An 18,636-nucleotide genomic window follows, 5' to 3' on the forward strand; every position below is an offset into this window, starting at 1 on the left:
GGGCGGCGACGGGCGGTGCGCGCAGGCGTTCGACGGGCGGGAGGGCGCGCGGCTCCGGGCGGCTGTCCGGCGGCCTTCGGAGCGGCTCCCCTACGACTTCCCGACGGCTTCGACGGCTCCCGATGACTCCCGCTGACTTCCATTGACTTCCCGACAACGACGGACCGCGGCCGGCCGGGTGCGGGCTCCGGCGGCGCTGCCGGATCGGCCGGGCAGTGGAGAAGGGATGGAGAGAGGACGGCGGGCCGGTGCGGCACCCCGTCCGTGGAGGTCCCGGCGGGACTGCCGGCGCGACCTCGGGATGGTGCGGGTGTGGCGACTGTGACGGGCCCGGTGGGGAGGGCCCGGCTGACGCGGCTTCAGATGCCGCGCTCGGTGCGTCGCCTCGGCGCGCGGTGCTGCCGCGTGCGGCGCTTCGGGATGCGGTACGCCGGAATGCGGTGCGCCGGTATACGGCGCGTCGGCGTCGTACCGCCTCGGATGCGGCGCGTCGCCGTGTCGCGCGGCTGACGCGACCTCAGACCGCGGCCTTCTTCAGGCGGCGGCGTTCGCGCTCGGACAAGCCGCCCCAGATGCCGAAGCGTTCGTCGTTCGCGAGTGCGTATTCGAGGCATTCGGAGCGGACTTCACAGGCGAGGCAGACCTTCTTGGCCTCGCGGGTGGATCCGCCCTTTTCCGGGAAGAAGGACTCGGGATCGGTCTGGGCGCACAGTGCGCGCTCCTGCCAGCCGAGCTCCTCGTCCGCCTCCTCGACCAGCAGTTGCTGAAACAGCTCGGTCATGTGCGCCCCTCGTCTGTCATGTGCGTCCCCGTGATGCTGCCGTGATCAGGTACGGCATAACGACACGAGTGAAATTACAAGTGCGCCGATCCGGGCCAGTCAAGCCGAGATCTGCTATTGAGCCCCTTATTCACTCTGCGGAACCAAGGCCGAGCGGAAAGTTGCCAAACCGCCACAAGAGTGGACACTTCTCTCGCCCGCCACAGCTGCCCCGCGGCTCTCTCTTCTTCGGAGAGGGACGCGACACGCGGCGGTCCAGTTGCACCGCCCCGGGCCGGACGATGTTTGAACACCAGGATGCCGGGCGACTGTCCCGCGACTCGCCGAGACAAACCTTTCCCTGCTCTCCGCTACCGGATGAGGTGAAAGATTGGCATCAAACCGGACATCCGGTTGACACGGCGGCGGGGATGCCGGTCTCCTTGTCAGCATGCTCGCGACCGCACCCTCCCCGACGTCCGCCCGGACGTCAGCCCCGGGGAACCCCGGCCTGACCCGTGCCTACGGGTCGCGCTGTGCCGTTCAGGCGCGCTGTCGCTGTTCCAGCTGTTGATGCCCCAGAGCTCCGGCTGATCTTCCGTTCTTCCTGTCCGCACCACATGGTTTGCGGACGCACCGCCGCGCCGCGCGGCCGTCCCCGCGCGCCGGCACTCCGAGCCGTCCGCGCCGCCCGTCCCGACGGGCCCCGGGACGGCCGGCCGCCTCCTCCCGATCCGCGGGGACCGCCGTCCCCGCCCGCCGCACCGTCGAGGAACAACCTCCTATGAACAGCGACGTCCAGATCGCCGGCGACCCGCTCGCCGTCCCCCACCTCATGCCGCCCCCGCCGGCCCACCCCGCCACGGTCGCCGAGTTCGCCGGGCTGGCCCGCGCCGTCGCCGCCGACCGCGCAGCCTGGTCCTGGCTCGTCCGCTACGACGCCGTCAGCCGCTGGTACCACCGGCTGCGGACCGGGCCCGGCTACGAGGTGTGGCTGCTGAGCTGGGTGCCCGGCCAGGGCAGCGGGCTGCACGACCACGGGCGCTCCTCCGGGGTGCTCACCGTCCTCCGGGGCGAACTGACCGAGCTGCACGAGACGTCCGGGACGACCGTCCGCCGTCGCCTCGGCGCCGGCGACCAGCGGGTCTTCGCCCCCGGCTACACCCACGAGGTGGTCAACGACTCCCTGGAGCCCGCCGTCAGCCTGCACGTCTACTTCCCCGGACTGACCGAGATGCCCCTGCACCGGCCGCACACCGACCGCCCGCACTGCGTCGACGGGGAGCGCCCGTCCGCCGTGGTCGGCCGGTAGTGCACGGGCCCCCTCGGGGCCGTCGTACCGGGCTGACACACTGGCCCGCATGCAGCGCATTGTGGTTCTGGCCGGCGGGATCGGGGGCGCCCGCTTCCTTCGTGGCCTGACATCAGCAGCCCCGGACGCGGACATCACCGTCATCGGGAACACCGGCGACGACATCCACCTCTTCGGCCTCAAGGTCTGTCCCGACCTCGACACGGTGATGTACACGCTCGGCGGCGGCATCCACGAGGAGCAGGGGTGGGGCCGCGCCGACGAGACCTTCGCCGTGAAGGAGGAACTGGCCGCCTACGGCGTCGGCCCCGAGTGGTTCGGGCTCGGTGACCGGGACTTCGCCACGCACATCGTCCGCACCCAGATGATCTCCGCCGGCTACCCGCTCAGCGCCGTCACCCAGGCGCTGTGCGAGCGGTGGCAGCCGGGTGTGCGGCTGCTGCCGATGAGCGACGACCGCGTCGAGACGCACGTCATGATCGACGACCCCGACGGCACGGACGGGGCCCGCAAGGCCGTGCACTTCCAGGAGTACTGGGTGCGGCTGCGCGCCCAGGTGCCCGCGCGCGCGATCGTCCCCGTCGGTGCCGAGCAGGCGAAGCCGGCGCCCGGCGTGCTGGAGGCGATCGCCGCGGCCGACGTCATCCTCTTCCCGCCGTCCAACCCGGTCGTCAGCATCGGCACCATCCTGGCCGTGCCGGGCGTCCGCGAGGCCGTCGCCGCGGCGGGCGCGCCGGTCGTCGGGCTGTCGCCCATCGTCGGGGACGCGCCGGTGCGCGGCATGGCCGACAAGGTCCTCGCGGCCGTCGGCGTCGAGTCGACCGCCTCGGCGGTCGCGCGGCACTACGGTCCCGGCCTGATCGACGGCTGGCTGGTGGACACGGTCGACGCGGGGCGGACCGCCGAGGTGGAGGCGGCCGGGATCCGCTGCCGCGCCGTCCCGCTGATGATGACCGACGTGGAGGCCACCGCGCGGATGGCCGCCGAGGCACTCGCCCTCGCCGAGGAGGTGCGCGCGTGACGGAGGTTCCTTCCTACCGGGTCTGGGCGCTGCCGGGCCTGCCGGAGGTCCGGGCCGGTGACGACCTCACCAAGCTCGTCGCGGCCGCGGCCACCGCCGAGGGGCTGCCCGGGCTGGCCGACGGCGACGTCCTGGTCGTCACCTCGAAGATCGTCAGCAAGGCCGAGGGGCAGATCTTGGAGGCGGCCGACCGGGAGGCCGCGATCGACGCCGAGACCGTACGGCTGGTCGCGCGCCGCGGCCCGTTGCGCATCGTCGAGAACCGGCTCGGCCTCGTCATGGCCGCGGCGGGCGTCGACGCCTCCAACACCCCCGCCGGGACCGTCCTGCTGCTGCCCGAGGACCCGGACGCCTCCGCCCGCGCCCTGCGCGCCGGGCTCCGCGACACGCTCGGCGTGGACGTCGGCGTCGTGATCACCGACACCGCCGCCCGCCCCTGGCGGGCCGGTCTGACGGACATGACGATCGGCGCGGCCGGGGTCCGGGTCCTGGACGACCTGCGGGGCGGGACGGACGCGCACGGCAACCCGCTGTCGGCGACGATCGTCGCGACCGCCGACGAACTGGCCGCCGCGGGCGACCTGGTGAAGGGCAAGGCGGACGGGCTGCCGGTGGCGGTGGTCCGGGGACTGCCGCACGTGGTGGACGAGGACGCGCCCGGCGCCCGGGAGCTGGTGCGCCCGGCCGCGGAGGACATGTTCCGGCTGGGCACCTCGGAGGCCGTCCGCGAAGCGGTGAAACTGCGGCGTACCGTGCGCGAGTTCCAGGACGAGCCGGTGGACCCGGGAGCGGTCCGGCGCGCCGTCGCCGCGGGGCTCACCGCTCCGGCGCCGCACCACACCACGCCGTGGCGGTTCGTCCTGCTGGAGTCGGCGGAGTCGCGGCTGCGGCTGCTCGACGCGATGCGGGACGCGTGGATCGCTGACCTGCGGGCCGACGGCCGCCCGGAGGAGAGCATCGCCAAGCGGGTCCGGCGCGGGGACGTCCTGCGCAACGCGCCCTGCCTGGTGGTGCCCTGCCTGGTGATGGACGGCTCCCACACCTACCCGGACGCGCGGCGGAACACCGCGGAGCGCGAGATGTTCATCGTCGCCATGGGGGCCGGGGTGCAGAACTTCCTGGTGGCGCTGGCGGCCGAGCAGCTGGGCTCGGCGTGGGTGTCGTCGACCATGTTCTGCAAGGACGTGGTCAGGGAGGTGCTGGAGCTGCCGGAGGACTGGGATCCGATGGGGGCCGTGGCCGTGGGCCGGGCCTCGGCGGGGCCGCGGGAGCGGCCGGAGCGGAGCGCGGAGGCGTTCATCGCGGTGCGGTAGCGCTGCGCTCGGCCCGTTGGGGGTGCCCCCTCGGGGGCGGGGCCGGGCCCCCTACCCCCACCCGCGTCGCGCGGCTGCTTACGGGCCGGGGCGTCTCCCTGGACGCCGTCAGGGGAGGGCGAACGCCTCGTGGGTCAGGGGGAGTTGCCCCGGTCCCACCCTTTCACCGTTTCTTGCGGGGGCAAGCCCCCGCGCCCCCGAAGCGCCCTGCGGGCGCTGTCCTCGAACTCCCCCGGAGGGGGCACCCCCCAACCGGCTGGAAGGGGTCGCGCTACAGGTGTCTGATGTCGTTCACCGAGAAGCGCGGCGCCCGGCGCTCGGGGCGGACGCCGGTGACGAGGACGAGGCGGCAGGCGCGGTGGCGCTGGCCGGCGTAGGGGGCGAGGAGTTCGAGCATTCCGGCGTCGTCGGTGCCCCGGGCGCCGGTGAGCGCGTAGCCGACCGTCTTCGGCAGGTGGAGGTCGCCGACGGTCACCGCGTCGGCGGCGCCGTTGCTGCGCTGGAGCGTCTCCGCCGCGGTCCAGGGGCCGATGCCGGGGACGGCGCGGAGCCGGGCCGCGGCGCGCTCGTCGTCCATGGCCGCGGCCTCCTCCAGGCGGGCGGCCGCGCGGGCCGCGCGCACGACGGTCGCCGAGCGCTTGCCGTCGACACCCGCCCGGTGCCACTCCCAGGAGGGGACGAGCGCCCAGCCGCGCGCGTCGGGCATGACGCGCATCCGCCCGGCGGGCCCGTCCGCGGGGCCCGGCGCGGGGTCGCCGTGCCGCTGGAGGAGCAGGCGCCAGGCGCGGTACGCCTCGTCGCTGGTGACCTTCTGCTCCAGGATCGAGGGGATCAGCGACTCCAGCACCAGCCCGGTGCGGGCCAGCCTGAGCCCCGGGTGGCGGCGGTGCGCCTCGTGGAGCAGGCGGTGACGCGGGGTGAACGCGGCGGGGTCGTCACCGGCGCCGAGCAGCGCGGGCAGCGTCTCCAGGAGCCACTCCGCCCCCGGCCCCCAGGCCTCCGCGCGCACCTCCCCGCCCCGCGCGGCGATCCGGACGGTGCCCGCGCCCTCGGGGGTGCGGCTCGCCCGCCAGACGGCGCCGTCCGGCGCGACGCGGTACGCGGGGTCGCCGGGGCCGCGCCCCAGGACGCCCAGGGTGCGTCCCAGGTCGAGCGGGCCCGGCGGGGCCCAGGTACGGGTGGCCATCCGGCCAGGGTAACGCCGGGGTCCGACAGGGCCGACGGGCTGCCGCTCCCCTGCCGGGGGGGCGGGCGCGGCCTGCTCGCGGTCATTGGCCGCCCGCCGTCGCCGCCGGTCAACGCGACGCAGCCGGGCTGCCGGGCTGCCGGGCTGCCGGGCTGCCGGGCTGCCGGGCTGCCGGGCTGCCGACCAGGGTGTGCACCGGACGGCCCGCCCGCCGGACTACTGGTCGGACGAGCCCCGCCCACCGGTCCCGGTCGTCCGGCGATACTGCCGCGCCACCGCCGGGAAACTACACCGGACCGCCGAACGATCCGCCCGTCGGGCCTCCGGCCGGATCACTGCCCCGGCCACCGGCCGGACTGCCCCCGCGAACCGCTGGCCGGCGCCCTTCGGACTACTCGTCGGACGAGCGCCACCCACCAGTTGCGCGAACCACCGGCCGAGGCCCGTCGGACTACAGCTCGGAGCTACTGGTCGGACGAGAAGCGCACCGCGCCCCCGGGGATCCGCGCGCCGCACCACACCCGGGCGCCGGCCCGGAGCTCGTTGTCGGGGCCGATGTCCGCGTGGTCGCCGACGACCGCGCCGTCGAGCACCGTGCGCGCCCCGATGCGCGCCCCCGCGCCCACGAGGGAGTCGCGCACGGACGCGCCGGCCTCGATGACGGCACCGTCGAGGACGGTGCTGCCATCGACCCGGGCGCCGGGTTCGACCCGGGCGCCGGCGCCGATGACCGTGCCGCCCATGAGCTTGGCGTCGGGGGCCACGTCGGCGGAAGGAAGCACGAGGCGCTCGCCGCAGCGGCCGGGGACGGCCGGGGAGGGGGCGCGGCCGAGGACGAGGTCGGCGGAGCCGCGGACGAAGGCCTGGGGGGTGCCGAGGTCGAGCCAGTAGGTGGAGTCGACCATGCCGTGCAGGTGGGCGCCGTCGGCGAGCAGGCCGGGGAAGGTCTCGCGCTCGACCGAGACGGGCCGGCCGCCGGGGATGGTGTCGATCACGGACCGGTTGAAGACGTACGCCCCGGCGTTGATCTGGTCGGTGACGATCTCCTCGGGAGTCTGCGGCTTCTCCAGGAAGGCGGTGACGCGCCCGTCCGGGTCGGTGGGGACCAGGCCGTACGCCCGCGGGTCGGTGACCCGGGTGAGGTGCAGGGAGACGTCGGCGCCCGCCGTGCGGTGGGTGGAGATGAGGGCCTCGATGTCGAGGCCGGTGAGGATGTCGCCGTTGAAGATGAGCACGGGGTCGTCGGGGCCCGAGTGCAGCCGGTGGGCGACGTTGCGGATGGCGCCGCCGGTGCCCAGTGGTTCCACCTCGGTGACGTACTCCAGGTGCAGGCCGAGGGCCGAGCCGTCGCCGAAGTACGGCTCGAAGACCTCGGCCAGGTAGGACGTGGCGAGCACGATGTGCTCGATCCCCGCCGCCCGGGCCCGGGCCAGCTGGTGGGTGAGGAACGGCACCCCGGCGGCCGGGACCATGGGCTTGGGCGTGTGCACGGTGAGCGGACGCAGCCGGGTCCCCTTGCCGCCGACCAGGAGGATCGCTTCTCGCGGAGGCGGCTGATGCGGTTCAGTCAACGTGTTCGTCTCTGCTTCCTGGTGGGGCCGGGCCGTGAACGGCGGCCAGTGTATGCAGACCACACGGCCCGGCGGACGGTGCGCCTCCGGTACGGCCGGTCAGCGGCCCTGGAGCCGGGCCGCGGCGCTGCGGGCGGTGCCGAGCTTGCTGTAGAGGCGGTCGCCGGGGCACTCGGTGGAGTAGCCGTCACGGTGTCCGGAGATGACCTTGAGTTTGACCTTCGCCCCCTTCTTGAAGAGGTTCCCGCCGGCCGAGACCAGGGTCGTGGTGCCGCGCGGGTTGGCGTTCCAGAGGCCGAGCTTCCACGCGCTGAGGGCGGCCACGGCGTTGACCGCGGCCGTGGCCGGGTTGGTCTTCCCGAAGGTGCCGAGTACCGCGATCCCCATGCTGTCCGTGTTGAAACCGAGAGTATGGGCGCCCCTGACGGGCTTTGCCACCCCGCCTGCCCGGCCCTCGTAGACCGTCCCGCACTTGTCGATGAGGAAGTTGTAGCCGATGTCCCGCCAGCCGCTGCTGACGACGTGATAGCGGTAGATACCTCGGATGACGGAGGCGGACTGCGCGCAGGTGTATCCGTTGCCGGAGGCGGTGTGGTGCACGAAGGCAGCCTTGACCTTCTTGGCGTAGACGAATCCCCGTTCGCGGATCGATTCGTCGGCGCCCCAGCCGGCCCGGGTGACGATACGGGGGCGCGGACCGGCGTAGCCGGCGTAGGCCGCACTCCCGTTGTCCTCGTCGGCGGCCGAGTCCAGCGCGTCGTCGGAGTCCTCGGACGGACGGCCGTGCTCGGTCCGCGGGGGCTCCGCGGGGTCCGCCGCCGAGGGGTCCGTCGCCGGGCGGGTCGGTTCGACGGTCCCGTCGGTGACCCCGCCCTCCGCGGCCGAGGCGTCCTCGTCCGCCCCGGACCGCTCACCGGCCTCACCGTTGCCGCCGCCGGGGCCGTCCTCTCCGGTGTCGGACGAGCTCGCGGTGGCGCCCGGGCCGACGGCGGTGATGGCGGCGACCTCGGCGGCCGAGGCGGGCCGCCCGGAGGAGGCGGGGATCTCATGGGCGCCCAGCGGGGCGAGCGGGGCGTTGGCCGCGGAGCTGGCGTGCTCCCGGTCGTCGGGAGAGGGCGCTGCCGGCTTCGAGGGCACCGCGGGCGCTGTGGGCACCGCGGGCGCCGAAGGGCTGATCGCCCGGCCGCGCGCCCGGTGGCCGGGTTCCGCGCCGGGGTCGACGAGTTCGACGCGCATGCCGCGCGGCAGGGGGGTGGGCCCCTGCTGCCGGCCGGTCGGGGCGTTCGGGCGGACCCGCACCTCGACGGCGTCCGAGGCCCCGACCCAGAGCGGGGCCGTGGAGCCGCGGCGGGCCGCGCGGGCCTCGGCGGTGCCGAGGTCGGGCCGGTCGTGGTCGTGGACCTGGACGTCCTGCCACCCGGACCAGGTGCCGGTGCCCATGGACCGGGTGCGGACCTGGGCCCGGCCCCGCAGCTCGGTGCCCGCGTTGTCCCAGACGATGCCGACCAGCGAGAAGGGCTTCACCCGCTGGGGGCGCAGGCCCCGGACGCCGGCCCCGACGGCACCCGCCCGGGACCTGCCGTGGTCGGCGGTCCCCGTCCCGTCCCCGGCCTCCAGCGGGACGAGCGGCAGCGAGTACGTCGCACCGGGGATCCCGCGCTGCGCGGCGGCGGCCCGCCGTTCCGGCGAGGAGGCCGCGCCGGGCGCGGCGAGGAAGGGGAGGGTCAAGGTGGCGGCACAGGCGGTGACCGCCGAGGTGACGAGGATTCCACGCATGACACAGATCCTGTACATATCGGTATAAATCTGTCCATTCACCAGGTGACGGCCTGTCGGTCGCGGCGGCCCCGGCGGCACCCCCGTCCGACTGACCGTCACGCCCCGCGCGGCGTACCCTTCCGACAATGAACGCGACCGACCGCACCCCTGCCGACCTGCTGCGTTCCGCCCTCGCCGCGGACCCGGGACGCCCGCTCGTGACCTTCTACGACGACGCCACCGGCGAACGCGTGGAACTGTCCGTCGCCACCTTCGCCAATTGGGTGGCCAAGACCGCCAATCTGCTCCAGGACGACCTCGCCGCCGAACCCGGCGACCGGCTCGCGCTCCTGCTGCCCGCCCACTGGCAGACCGCCGTCTGGCTGCTGGCCTGTTCCTCCGTCGGAGTGGTGGCCGAGGTGGGCGGGGATCCCGCCGCGGCCGACCTCGTGGTGAGCGGTCCGGACCGGCTCCAGGAGGCGCGCGCCTGCTCCGGGGAGCGCGTGGCGCTCGCCCTGCGCCCGCTGGGCGGCCGCTTCCCCCAGCCTCCGGAGGGCTTCCTGGACTACGCGGTCGAGGTGCCCGGCCAGGGCGACCGTTTCGCCCCGTACGCCCCGGTGGACCCGCACGCACCGGCGCTCGTCGTCGACGGGCAGGAGCTGACGGGCGCGCGGCTGGTCGAACGGGCCGGCGCGGACGCCGCGGGGCGCCGCCTCGACGCCGGGTCCCGGCTGCTCTCCGGGCTGCCGTACGACACCTGGGACGGGCTCTCCGCCGGCCTCTACGCCCCGCTGGCCGCGGACGCCTCCGTGGTGCTCTGCCGCCACCTCGACCGGCTCCCCGAGGAGGCCCTGGACCAGCGCCGGGAGAGCGAGCGCGTCACCGTGACGGCCCTCTGACGCTGCCGTGCCGCCGCTCCGGGGCGATGATCGACGGGTAGGCACCCCGAGACCCGCCCCGGAGGGAGTCGCGCAGCAGTGGCCCACAGCTCAGGCGCACCCCTCCGGTCGCCCGGCCCTCCCGGTGGGGGCCGGGACGCCGGCTCGCCCGCGCCGCGCCGCCGGCGCCGCTGGCTTCGCCGGCTCCTGCTGGGCGCGGGGGTGCTGCTGGTGGCGGCGACGGTGCTGCTCTGGGTGCTGTACGAACGCCTCAACGGCAACATCACCACGGACACCCGGACGGCGAACGAGCTGGCGGAGTACGAGAAGCAGCGCCCGACCGCCCTGGTCGCCGGGGCCCAGAACATCCTGATCATCGGCTCCGACAGCCGCAGCGGCGCCGAGAACGGGAAGTACGGCACGGACAGCGGCACCCAGCGCTCGGACACCACGATCCTGCTGCACCTGGCCGCCGACCGGAAGAGCGCGACCGCCGTCAGCATGCCCCGCGATCTGATGGCGAAGATCCCGAGCTGCCGGAAACCGGATGGAAGTTACACCAATGAGCATTTCGCCCAGTTCAATTGGGCCTACGAGGACGCCGGGGCCGCCTGCACCATCCGCACCGTGGAGAACATCACCCGCGTCCGCGTCGACCACCACATCATCGTGGACTTCGCCAGCTTCAAACGGCTGGTGGACGCGGTCGACGGCGTCAAGGTCTGTCTGAAGAAGCCGATGGACGACCCCGAGGCCCGGCTGCGGCTGCCCGCCGGCCGGCAGGTGCTGCACGGGGAGGCGGCCCTCGGCTACGTCCGCGCCCGCTACAGCCTCGGCGACGGCAGCGACACCGAACGCATGGGCCGCCAGCAGGAATTCCTGGGGGCGCTGTTCCAGGAGATGCGCAGCGACGGGGTGCTCCTCAACCCCACCCGGCTCTACCCGGTGCTCGACGCGGCGACCAAGTCCCTCACCACGGACGCCGGGCTCGACTCGCTCCGCAAGATGTACGACCTGGTGCGCACGGTGCGGAACGTCCCCACCGACCACGTCCAGTTCCTGACCGTGCCGCGCAAGCCGTACCAGTACAACGCGGACCGCGACGAACTGGTGCAGCCCGACGCCGACCAGCTCTTCGAGCTGCTGCGGCACGACCGGCCGGTGACGGTCACCGCCCATGTGCGCCCGGCCGACGGCAAGTCCGGCGTCCCGCCCCGCGAGCCCGGGCCGGAGCGGACGGGCGATCCGGCGGGCGATCCGGCGGGGGCGTCCCCGAGTCCGTCGCCCACCGCTCCCCCCACCTACGAGGGCACCACGGCCGCCCGGGGCATCTGCGGTTGATCGCTCCGGGGGTACGATCGGACTTTTCGCCCCGGCGAAACCTCCGGGAGACGGTACCCGGCGAAGAGATGGGGCGGATTGCCCAGTTGTAGGGGTGCGTGATTTGTCACTGACGTCGCTCGCCGCTGAACTGGGCGGATAGTGTGAGCGGTCCGGTGCGCACGGCCGGTGACCGCGCACTGCAAGACGACATGACCGAGCGCCTCGGGGGTAGGCGCCGCGTGGCACCGACGGAGGACTCAAGCGACCGTGGACGCGCAAGGCCGTGGGCAGGGGGACGGCATCGACCCCGCCGACCAGTGGGTGTTCGACCCCAAGACCGGCAGCTACGAGCTGCGCCTGAATCCCTCCGACACTCCGGGCTCCTCCCCGGGAGATATCTCCCCCGCCGACGCGCGTTCCAATCTCGCGCCGTCCCGTGTCGGGAGTACGACCGGGAGCAGGAAGAAGCCCGTACCGGGGCCGCGGAGCAGCGGCCGCTCCGTCCCCGAGCAGCGCGGCGGCCGGCGGGCCGCCAAGGCGACGGCCCCGGCGGCGAGCACGGGCCGCCGCCGCCCCAAGCCGAAGAAGAGCGCGAAGAAGAGGGTCCTGCTGTGGACCGGCGGCACGCTCGCCTTCCTGCTGGTGGGCGGCTCGTTGGGGGCGTATCTGCTCTACGAGCACCTCAACGGCAACATCGAGAAGGTCGATGTGGGCGTGGACAACGAGGCGGTCCCCGACGGGCCGGTCAACATCCTCGTCATCGGCACGGACAAGCGGTCGGGCAAGGGAAACACCGGTTACGGCGACAACGGCAGCGTCGGCCACGCCGACACCACGCTGCTCTTCCACGTCTCCGAGGACCGCTCCAACGCGACGGTGATCTCCATCCCGCGCGACATGGTCACCGAGATCCCCGAGTGCGAGACCAGGAAGGACGGCACGAAGCGGAGCATCCCCGGCTCCAAGAACGTGCGCTTCAACGAGAGCCTGGGCCAGGGGGACCGCGACCCGGGCTGCACCTGGCGCACCGTCGAGAAGATCACCGGACTCAAGGTCAGCCACTTCATGATGGCGGACTTCAACGCCGTCAAGTCGCTGTCCTCGGCGGTGGGCGGTGTCGAGGTGTGTCTGGGGAAGGACATCGACGACCCGAAGTCCCACCTCAAACTCTCCGCGGGCCGTCACGAGATCGAGGGCGAACAGGCCCTGGCGTTCGTCCGCACCCGGCACAGCGTCGGCTTCGAGAGCGACCTGGACCGGATCAAGCTCCAGCAGCAGTTCCTCAGTTCCATGATCCGGAAGATGAAGTCCGGTGACACCCTCAGCAACCCCAAGAAGCTCTACGACCTGGGCAACGCCGCGACCAAATCGCTGACGGTGGACACCGGAATAGGGTCCATCTCCAAGCTCACCAGCCTGGCCAAGGAGCTCAGCAAGGTGAGTCTGAAGAACATCACCTTCACCACGCTGCCCGTCAAGGACAATCCCGCCGACGGCAAGATCCACAAGACGGTCATCCTGGACGAGCCCCGGGCCGAACCCCTGCTCGCCATGGTGCGGGAGGACGTCTCCCTCACCGAGGTGAAGCGCAAGGAGGACGCGGCCAAGGACAAGGCGAAGGAGGCCGAGAAGGAGAAGGACGCCAAGCAGGCGGCGCTCCTCAAGGGCCCCAAGGCCGCGCCCGCCCAGGTACGGGTGAAGGTCTTCAACGGCAGCAAGCGGATGGGCGCCGCCCAGGAGACCGTCGGCTGGATGCAGAACTCCCAGGGCATGGTCCGTACCAGCAACGGCGGCAACTCGCCCGGCAACAAGAAGGCCGCCAAGACCACCCTGGAGTTCGCCCCCAACCAGGCCGACCAGGCCCGCCGCCTGGCGGAGGCCATGGGCCTGCCGGCCGACGCCCTCCACCAGACCGACAAGGACGCGACCCCCCTGGCCGAGATGACCCTGGTCCTCGGCGCCGACTTCAAGGGGGCGGGTGTGCCGGTGATGCCGCCGAAGGCGCCGAAGGAAGCGCCCAAGGATATTCAGCGGATCGGGGCCGACAACAAGAACATCTGCGCAAAGTGAATCCTGCGAACGCGCTTGCGCATCTCACTACCCGGTAACAGAGTCACCAGGTATGACGCACCTGCCCTGCGGGCCGTGCGCACCATTCAGGGGGAGGCCCGATGCGGCTCAACGGTCTACGGGGGGAAGAAGAGGCCGACAACGGGGGCGACGGCAGGACCGGCAAGGAGGAGGCGCCCGGAGCGGACGCCTCCTCCGAGGCGGGAAAGGGCGGGGACGGCAAGGGAAGTGACGGGTCGTCCAACGATGACGGACCGTCGGACAAAGCCGGACCGTCGGGCAAGGCCGGCGGCAGACCGCCGCGCCGCCGCGGCGTCCGAATAGCCCGCTGGACCGCCCTCTGCCTCGCGGTGCTCGTCCTCGGGGTGTCGGCGGCGGGCTACGTCTACTACCGGCACCTCAACGGCAACATCCGCAAGAGCAAGCTCAATCTCGGCGACAAACAGCTCGACCGCAGCGTCCCCAACGCCGCGGGACAGCGCCCGCTCAACATCCTCCTCCTGGGCTCCGACAGCCGGAACAGCAAGGAGAACCAGGACCTCGGCGGCGCCCGCGAGGACGCCGACCGCCCGGCCCTCGCCGACGTCCAGATGCTGCTCCACGTCTCCGCCGACCGCAGCAACATGTCGGTCATCAGCGTCCCCCGCGACACCCGCGTGACCATCCCCAAGTGCACCGATCCGGCCGACGGGAAGGTCTACCAGGAGACCCGCAGCCAGATCATCAACACCAGCCTCCAGAACGGCGGTCCGGGCTGCACGGTGGCCGCCTGGGAGGAGCTCACCGGCATACCCGTCGACCACTTCATGATGATCGACTTCGCGGGCGTGGTGAACATGGCCGACGCGGTGGGCGGCGTGCCGGTCTGTGTGAAGAACAACATCCACGACACCAAGTCCGGGCTGCGGCTGGAGAAGGGCACGCACACCATCAAGGGCGAGCAGGCCCTCCAGTGGCTGCGCACCCGGCACGGCTTCGAGGACGGCAGCGACATCGGCCGGACCCACGCCCAGCACCTCTATATGAACGCGATGGTCCGTCAGCTCAAGTCCGGCAGCCGGCTCAGCGACCCCGGCCAGCTCACCGACCTCGCCGAGGCGGCCACCAAGGCCCTCACGGTCGACAAGGACCTCGGCTCGGTCAAGAAGCTCTACGACCTCACGAACGACGTCAAGCGGGTGCCGTCCGCCCGGATCACCATGACCACCATGCCGTGGGTGCAGGACCCGCGGAACCCGGACGCCCATGTGATCCCCAAGCCGGGCGACGCCGACAAGCTCTTCTCCCTCGTCCGCAACGACATCGCGCTGGACGGCAAGGACAAGAAGAAGCCCGAGCCCGCCGACGCCAAGGGCACGGCGAAGGACTCCGCCAAGGTCGTCAGGAACAACATCGCCGTCACCGTCTTCAACGGCACCGGCACCGCCGTCCTGCCGCCCGCCACCGGCCGCGGCTCCGACATCGCCTCGCACCTCGTCAAGCAGGGCTTCACCAGGGCGACCTCGGACTCCACCCCGCGCGCCCAGGCCGACACCACGATCACCTATCCGAAGCAGGCGCAGCGGTCCGACGCCCTGGCCGTGGCCAAGGCGCTGGGGCTGCCGGAGGACGCCGTACGGCTGTCCCCCTCGGCGGAGCAGGTGACGCTGGTGGTCGGCGGGGACTGGCGGAAGGGCACGACGTACCCCGGGGCGGGGGCGAAGGACGCCGGGAAGAACACCGAGCAGCAGGCCGCCGACAAGGGTGACAAGGACGGCGAGGACAGGCTCGGGGACGGGGACAAGGGCAGGCCCGAGGACAACAAGGCCCCGGAGAGCGCCGATCCGCTCAACGGGGACGACGCCTCGGCGTGCATGGAGGTCAACCCGCTCAACCGCTTCTGAGGCCTGCACGCAACGGGCCGCCCCCGTGAGGGAGGCGGCCCGTTGTGCGCGTACGCCGGTGTCCGCTACGCCTTGACCGCCGGGCGCCGGCTGGCGATGACGCGCCGGGCGAGCGAGCGCGGGCTGGTGAGGAAGCCGAAGCCCCAGGACATATGCATCGTCGCCAGCGCCACCGGGATCTGGAGCCGGGCCTTCAGCGGCAGCCCCTTGCCCGCCGGGACCGAGCCGGCCGCGATGGCCGCCAGGTAGCCGCCCGGCACGATCAGCGCCCACGGCGTGACGGCGACGCCCACCACGAGCCCGGCCGCGATGACGGCCACGGCGGTCGGCGGGGCCAGGTAACGGAGGTTGATGGAGCCCTTGTGGAAGCGGGCGACGACGTGCCGCCAGCGGCCGTAGTCCTTGTACTGCTTGGCGAGCGCCCGCACGGAGGGCCGCGGCCGGTAGGAGACCTTGAGCTCGGGGGAGAACCAGATCAGCCCGCCCGCCTCACGGATCCGGAAGTTCAGCTCCCAGTCCTGGGCCCGGATGAACTCCTCGTTGTAACCGCCCTGCTGCTCCAGCGCCTGCCGCCGGAAGACGCCCAGGTAGACGGTCTCCGCCTCGCCCGCCGCGCCGCCCGTGTGGAACGCCGCGTTGCCCACGCCGATCTTGGAGGTCATGGCCGCGGCGACGGCCCGCTCCCAGTCGTTCTCCCCCTCGGCGTGCATGATGCCGCCGACGTTCTGCGCGCCCGTCTCGTCCAGCAGCCGCACGGCCGTCTCGATGTAGTCGGGCGACAGCATCCCGTGCCCGTCCACCCGCACCACGATCGGGTGGCGCGACGCCTTGATCGCCGCGTTGAGGGCGGCGGGGGTCCGGCCGGTCGGGTTCGGGACCGTGTGCACCCGGGCGCGGTGGTGGGACGCGGTCTCGCGGACGAGCTCGGCGGCGATCTCGTCGGTGCGGTCGGTGGACGGGCCGAGGGCGATCACCACCTCCAGCTCACCGGCGTAGTCCTGCTCCAGGATGTGCCGCACGGCGGTGCGCAGATGGCGCTCCTCGTTGAGCACCGGCATGATCACGGAAACGGCGGGCGGCTGCTGCTCTGGCATGGTTCCTCGGGGGTACGGGGGTCAGGGGTTCACCCCCCGGCGGACGGAATCGTCGGTCACGTTACCGCGAACGGGCGAAGCACCACCGCGCCGCCCGGGTGGCCGGGCCCCGGCGGACGGCGTGGAGCCGCGGACCGTTGATCGTATTGACCTATGGTGTCCCGGTTCCCTCCCCTCATTTCGTCGCGGAGGTCCCGAAGTGCTCGCACCGGCCCGCCCCCGCCGCCCGCGCCGAGCGCGGCACGGCGCCCCGCACCGGCCCCGCTGGGGACTGCGCATCGCCACCGCACTCGCTCTCGCCATCCTGGTGGCCGGCGGCGCCGGGCACGCGGTGGTGCACGGCATCGACCGGGGCATCGGCCGGGTCGACCCCTTCACCGGGCTGTCGCACCGGCCCCGCACGGGCCACGGCACCACCGTCCTGCTGGTGGGGACGGACAGCCGCGACGCCATCACCGAGGACGAGCGCACCCGCTACCACCTGGGCGGCGAGCCCTGCCACTGCACCGACACGATGATGCTGGTGCACCTCTCCGAGGGCCGGGACCGGGTGACCGTCGTCAGCCTGCCGCGCGACACCTACACCGTCCTCCCCGAGCACCCCGACGCCTCCGGGGCCCTCCGCCCGGCCCACCCGCAGAAGCTCAACGCGGCCTACGCGGAGGGCGGCCCCGGACTGACCGTCCGCGCCGTCGAGCAGCTGACCGGGGTGCACGTCGACCACTACCTGGAGGTCGACTTCGCCGGCTTCATGCGGACCGTGGACCTGGTGGGCGGGGTGCGGGTCTGCACGGAGGAACCGCTCAGGGACGACCACAGCGGGCTCGACCTGCCCGCGGGCAGCAGCACGCTGGGCGGCGGCCAGGCCCTCCAGTACGTCCGCTCCCGGCACGTCGACGCCAGCGCCGACCTGGGCCGGATGCGCCGCCAGCAGCGCTTCGTCGCCGCCCTGCTCCAGCGGACGACGAGCAGCGGGGTGCTGTTCGACCCGTCGGCGTTCCGCCGGGTCGTCGCGGCCCTGCTGGGCTCGGTCCGCGCGGACCGCGGCTTCGGCGGGGCGGAGCTCGTCGAGCTGGGCCGGGCGGTGCGCGGCCTCACGCCCGCCGCGTCGGAGTTCGCCTCGGTACCGATCGCGGCCGTCGACTTCCCCGTGCCCGGGCTCGGCTCGACCGTGAAGTGGGACGAGAACGCCGCCGCCCCGCTCTTCCAGGCCCTGCGCGAGGACCGCCCGCTGGCCCTCCGGAGCCCGCGCCGGGCGGGGGATGGGAACAAGGACGAGGACGGGGACGGGAAGGCGCCGGCCGCGGCGACGCCGGGCGATGCCGTGGGTGCTGCCGGGTCCGCCGGACGGCCGGACGGCGCTCCGGCCGTACCGTCAACGCCCGCGCAGCCCGCGCCGCCGCCCGTCGAGGTGGCCCCCGACCAGGTCCACGTCCAGGTCCTCAACGGCAGCGGCCGTCCGGGCCTCGGCCGGGACGCCGACACGGCGCTGCACGCCACCGGCTTCGCCACCACCGGCCTGCCCGCCGACATCCCGCCGCCGACCGCCCTGCGCACGGTGATCGGCTTCGACCCGCGCTGGGACCGGTCGGCCCGCTCACTGGCGGCGGCCCTGCCGGGCGCCCGGCTCCGGGCGGTGCCGGGGCAGGGGCCGCTGATGCAGGTGACGCTGGGCACGGACTTCGCGGGGGTGCGGCCGGTACGACCGGCGCGGCCGACCGGGCCGGCCGTGCCGTCGGGGCGGCCGGAGACGGGCGCGGGCGGCGGCGCGAGCGGCGAGGTGATCACCGGGGACCGGGCGGTGTGCGACGAGTGAGACGGCCGGAACCCCTTATGCGGGGCTCTTTATGAGGACAACCCTCAGTCCTCGAAGCCCTCCGCGGCCCGGTTCATCCGCAGTTCCTTGATCGCGCGGCGGCGCGCGAGCCGGTGCGTGCGCCGGATCTGCGCTTCCTGGTAGCGCCGGCGGTCCTTCTCGGTCTCGGCGATCACCGGCGGTACGGGCCGCGGCTTCCCGTCCTCGTCCACGGCCGCGAAGACAAGGTAGGCGCTGCCGACCTGAGTGGCGGGCGTCGACTCGTTCCAGCGCTCGGCGAGCACCCGCACGCCGATCTCCATGGAGGACCGCCCGGTCCAGTTGACCTGCGCTTTCACATGAACCAGGTCGCCCACCCTGACGGGTTCGAGGAAGGCCATCTCATCCATGGAGGCCGTCACGGCGGGACCTCCGGAGTGCCGCCCGGCGACCGCCCCGGCGACGTCGTCCACCAGTTTCATGATCACGCCACCGTGCACGGTGCCGAGCAGGTTGGTCTCGTTGCTGGTCATGATGTGGGAGAGCGTCGTGCGGGAGGCCGAAGTCGGCTTGCCGGATATCCCGGCCGTGCCGGACTCGGGGGCCCGGTCCTGAGTGGTCATGCACCCCACTGTATGCGGGGCGCACGCACCGGGCCGCCTGTGCATCAGC

The 18,636-nt window shown here is 73.3% G+C and carries 14 protein-coding genes; 8 read left to right on the forward strand and 6 right to left on the reverse strand.

The features are described 5' to 3' along the window. Window positions 1–517: 517 nt before the first annotated feature. The gene (locus tag HN013_RS04320; protein WP_004952403.1) at window positions 518–781 is read right to left on the reverse strand and encodes a WhiB family transcriptional regulator; all 264 of its coding nucleotides are present in this window, start codon (window positions 779–781) and stop codon (window positions 518–520) included. A 763-nt stretch (window positions 782–1,544) separates the two neighbouring features. Between HN013_RS04320 and HN013_RS04325 the strand changes: the two genes are divergently transcribed. The 3 genes from HN013_RS04325 to HN013_RS04335 are packed head-to-tail and all read left to right on the forward strand — an operon-like array spanning window position 1,545 to window position 4,406. Beyond that, entirely contained in the window at window positions 1,545–2,072 is a 528-nt protein-coding gene (locus HN013_RS04325) for a cysteine dioxygenase family protein (protein ID WP_171163114.1), read from the forward strand. A 49-nt stretch (window positions 2,073–2,121) separates the two neighbouring features. After that, window positions 2,122–3,093, forward strand: a complete 972-nt coding sequence (gene cofD / locus HN013_RS04330) for a 2-phospho-L-lactate transferase (RefSeq protein WP_171163116.1) — start codon at window positions 2,122–2,124, stop codon at window positions 3,091–3,093. Further along, the gene (locus tag HN013_RS04335; protein WP_171163118.1) at window positions 3,090–4,406 is read left to right on the forward strand and encodes a coenzyme F420-0:L-glutamate ligase; all 1,317 of its coding nucleotides are present in this window, start codon (window positions 3,090–3,092) and stop codon (window positions 4,404–4,406) included. The genes cofD and HN013_RS04335 overlap by 4 nt, the downstream gene beginning before the upstream one ends. Before the next feature lie 271 nt (window positions 4,407–4,677). Here HN013_RS04335 and HN013_RS04340 read toward each other — a convergent pair whose 3' ends face one another. From HN013_RS04340 to HN013_RS04350, 3 genes are all read right to left on the reverse strand, one after another. Beyond that, the gene (locus tag HN013_RS04340) at window positions 4,678–5,592 is read right to left on the reverse strand and encodes a DNA-3-methyladenine glycosylase (RefSeq protein ID WP_171163120.1); all 915 of its coding nucleotides are present in this window, start codon (window positions 5,590–5,592) and stop codon (window positions 4,678–4,680) included. Between the two features lie 464 nt (window positions 5,593–6,056). Further along, window positions 6,057–7,163: a sugar phosphate nucleotidyltransferase gene (locus HN013_RS04345; protein ID WP_171163122.1), complete on the reverse strand. Its 1,107-nt coding sequence runs from the start codon at window positions 7,161–7,163 to the stop codon at window positions 6,057–6,059. 99 nt (window positions 7,164–7,262) lie between these two features. Further along, window positions 7,263–8,939 (reverse strand): N-acetylmuramoyl-L-alanine amidase, encoded by a 1,677-nt coding sequence (locus HN013_RS04350; RefSeq protein WP_249374709.1) that lies wholly within the window; start codon window positions 8,937–8,939, stop codon window positions 7,263–7,265. A gap of 128 nt (window positions 8,940–9,067) precedes the next feature. On the opposite strand from HN013_RS04350, the gene HN013_RS04355 reads away from it, so the two are divergent. From HN013_RS04355 to HN013_RS04370, 4 genes are all read left to right on the forward strand, one after another. Continuing rightward, a complete protein-coding gene (locus HN013_RS04355; protein ID WP_171163124.1) occupies window positions 9,068–9,820 on the forward strand; it encodes a TIGR03089 family protein in 753 nt (250 codons plus the stop codon). Between the two features lie 78 nt (window positions 9,821–9,898). After that, window positions 9,899–11,140, forward strand: a complete 1,242-nt coding sequence (locus HN013_RS04360) for an LCP family protein (RefSeq protein ID WP_171163125.1) — start codon at window positions 9,899–9,901, stop codon at window positions 11,138–11,140. A 249-nt stretch (window positions 11,141–11,389) separates the two neighbouring features. Next, on the forward strand, window positions 11,390–13,192 hold the full coding sequence (locus HN013_RS04365) for an LCP family protein (protein WP_171163127.1): 1,803 nt from the start codon (window positions 11,390–11,392) through the stop codon (window positions 13,190–13,192). Between the two features lie 101 nt (window positions 13,193–13,293). Next, window positions 13,294–15,075, forward strand: coding sequence for an LCP family protein (locus HN013_RS04370; RefSeq protein WP_171163129.1), 1,782 nt, complete (start codon window positions 13,294–13,296; stop codon window positions 15,073–15,075). Window positions 15,076–15,140: 65 nt separating this feature from the next. Here HN013_RS04370 and HN013_RS04375 read toward each other — a convergent pair whose 3' ends face one another. Further along, the gene (locus HN013_RS04375) at window positions 15,141–16,169 is read right to left on the reverse strand and encodes a glycosyltransferase family 2 protein (protein ID WP_171163131.1); all 1,029 of its coding nucleotides are present in this window, start codon (window positions 16,167–16,169) and stop codon (window positions 15,141–15,143) included. A gap of 199 nt (window positions 16,170–16,368) precedes the next feature. On the opposite strand from HN013_RS04375, the gene HN013_RS32650 reads away from it, so the two are divergent. Then, entirely contained in the window at window positions 16,369–17,985 is a 1,617-nt protein-coding gene (locus tag HN013_RS32650; protein WP_312018496.1) for an LCP family protein, read from the forward strand. 44 nt (window positions 17,986–18,029) lie between these two features. Here HN013_RS32650 and HN013_RS04385 read toward each other — a convergent pair whose 3' ends face one another. Continuing rightward, window positions 18,030–18,587 carry an acyl-CoA thioesterase gene (locus HN013_RS04385; RefSeq protein ID WP_171163133.1) on the reverse strand — a complete coding sequence of 186 codons (558 nt, stop codon included), beginning with the start codon at window positions 18,585–18,587 and terminating at the stop codon, window positions 18,030–18,032. Between the last annotated feature and the right edge of the window lie 49 nt (window positions 18,588–18,636).

The sequence above is a fragment of the Streptomyces sp. I05A-00742 genome, assembly GCF_013055795.1.
Classification (GTDB): Bacteria; Actinomycetota; Actinomycetes; order Streptomycetales; family Streptomycetaceae; genus Streptomyces.

Excerpts from the sequence above, each read along its gene's own strand:
- cofD (WP_171163116.1), top strand. The coding sequence starts at position 2,122 with ATGCAGCGCATTGTGGTTCTGGCCGGCGGGATCGGGGGCGCCCGCTTC.
- HN013_RS04350 (WP_249374709.1), bottom strand. The coding sequence starts at position 8,939 with ATGCGTGGAATCCTCGTCACCTCGGCGGTCACCGCCTGTGCCGCCACC.
- HN013_RS04385 (WP_171163133.1), bottom strand. The coding sequence starts at position 18,587 with ATGACCACTCAGGACCGGGCCCCCGAGTCCGGCACGGCCGGGATATCC.
- HN013_RS04375 (WP_171163131.1), bottom strand. The coding sequence starts at position 16,169 with ATGCCAGAGCAGCAGCCGCCCGCCGTTTCCGTGATCATGCCGGTGCTC.
- HN013_RS04325 (WP_171163114.1), top strand. The coding sequence starts at position 1,545 with ATGAACAGCGACGTCCAGATCGCCGGCGACCCGCTCGCCGTCCCCCAC.
- HN013_RS04340 (WP_171163120.1), bottom strand. The coding sequence starts at position 5,592 with ATGGCCACCCGTACCTGGGCCCCGCCGGGCCCGCTCGACCTGGGACGC.
- HN013_RS04370 (WP_171163129.1), top strand. The coding sequence starts at position 13,294 with ATGCGGCTCAACGGTCTACGGGGGGAAGAAGAGGCCGACAACGGGGGC.
- HN013_RS04320 (WP_004952403.1), bottom strand. The coding sequence starts at position 781 with ATGACCGAGCTGTTTCAGCAACTGCTGGTCGAGGAGGCGGACGAGGAG.
- HN013_RS04355 (WP_171163124.1), top strand. The coding sequence starts at position 9,068 with ATGAACGCGACCGACCGCACCCCTGCCGACCTGCTGCGTTCCGCCCTC.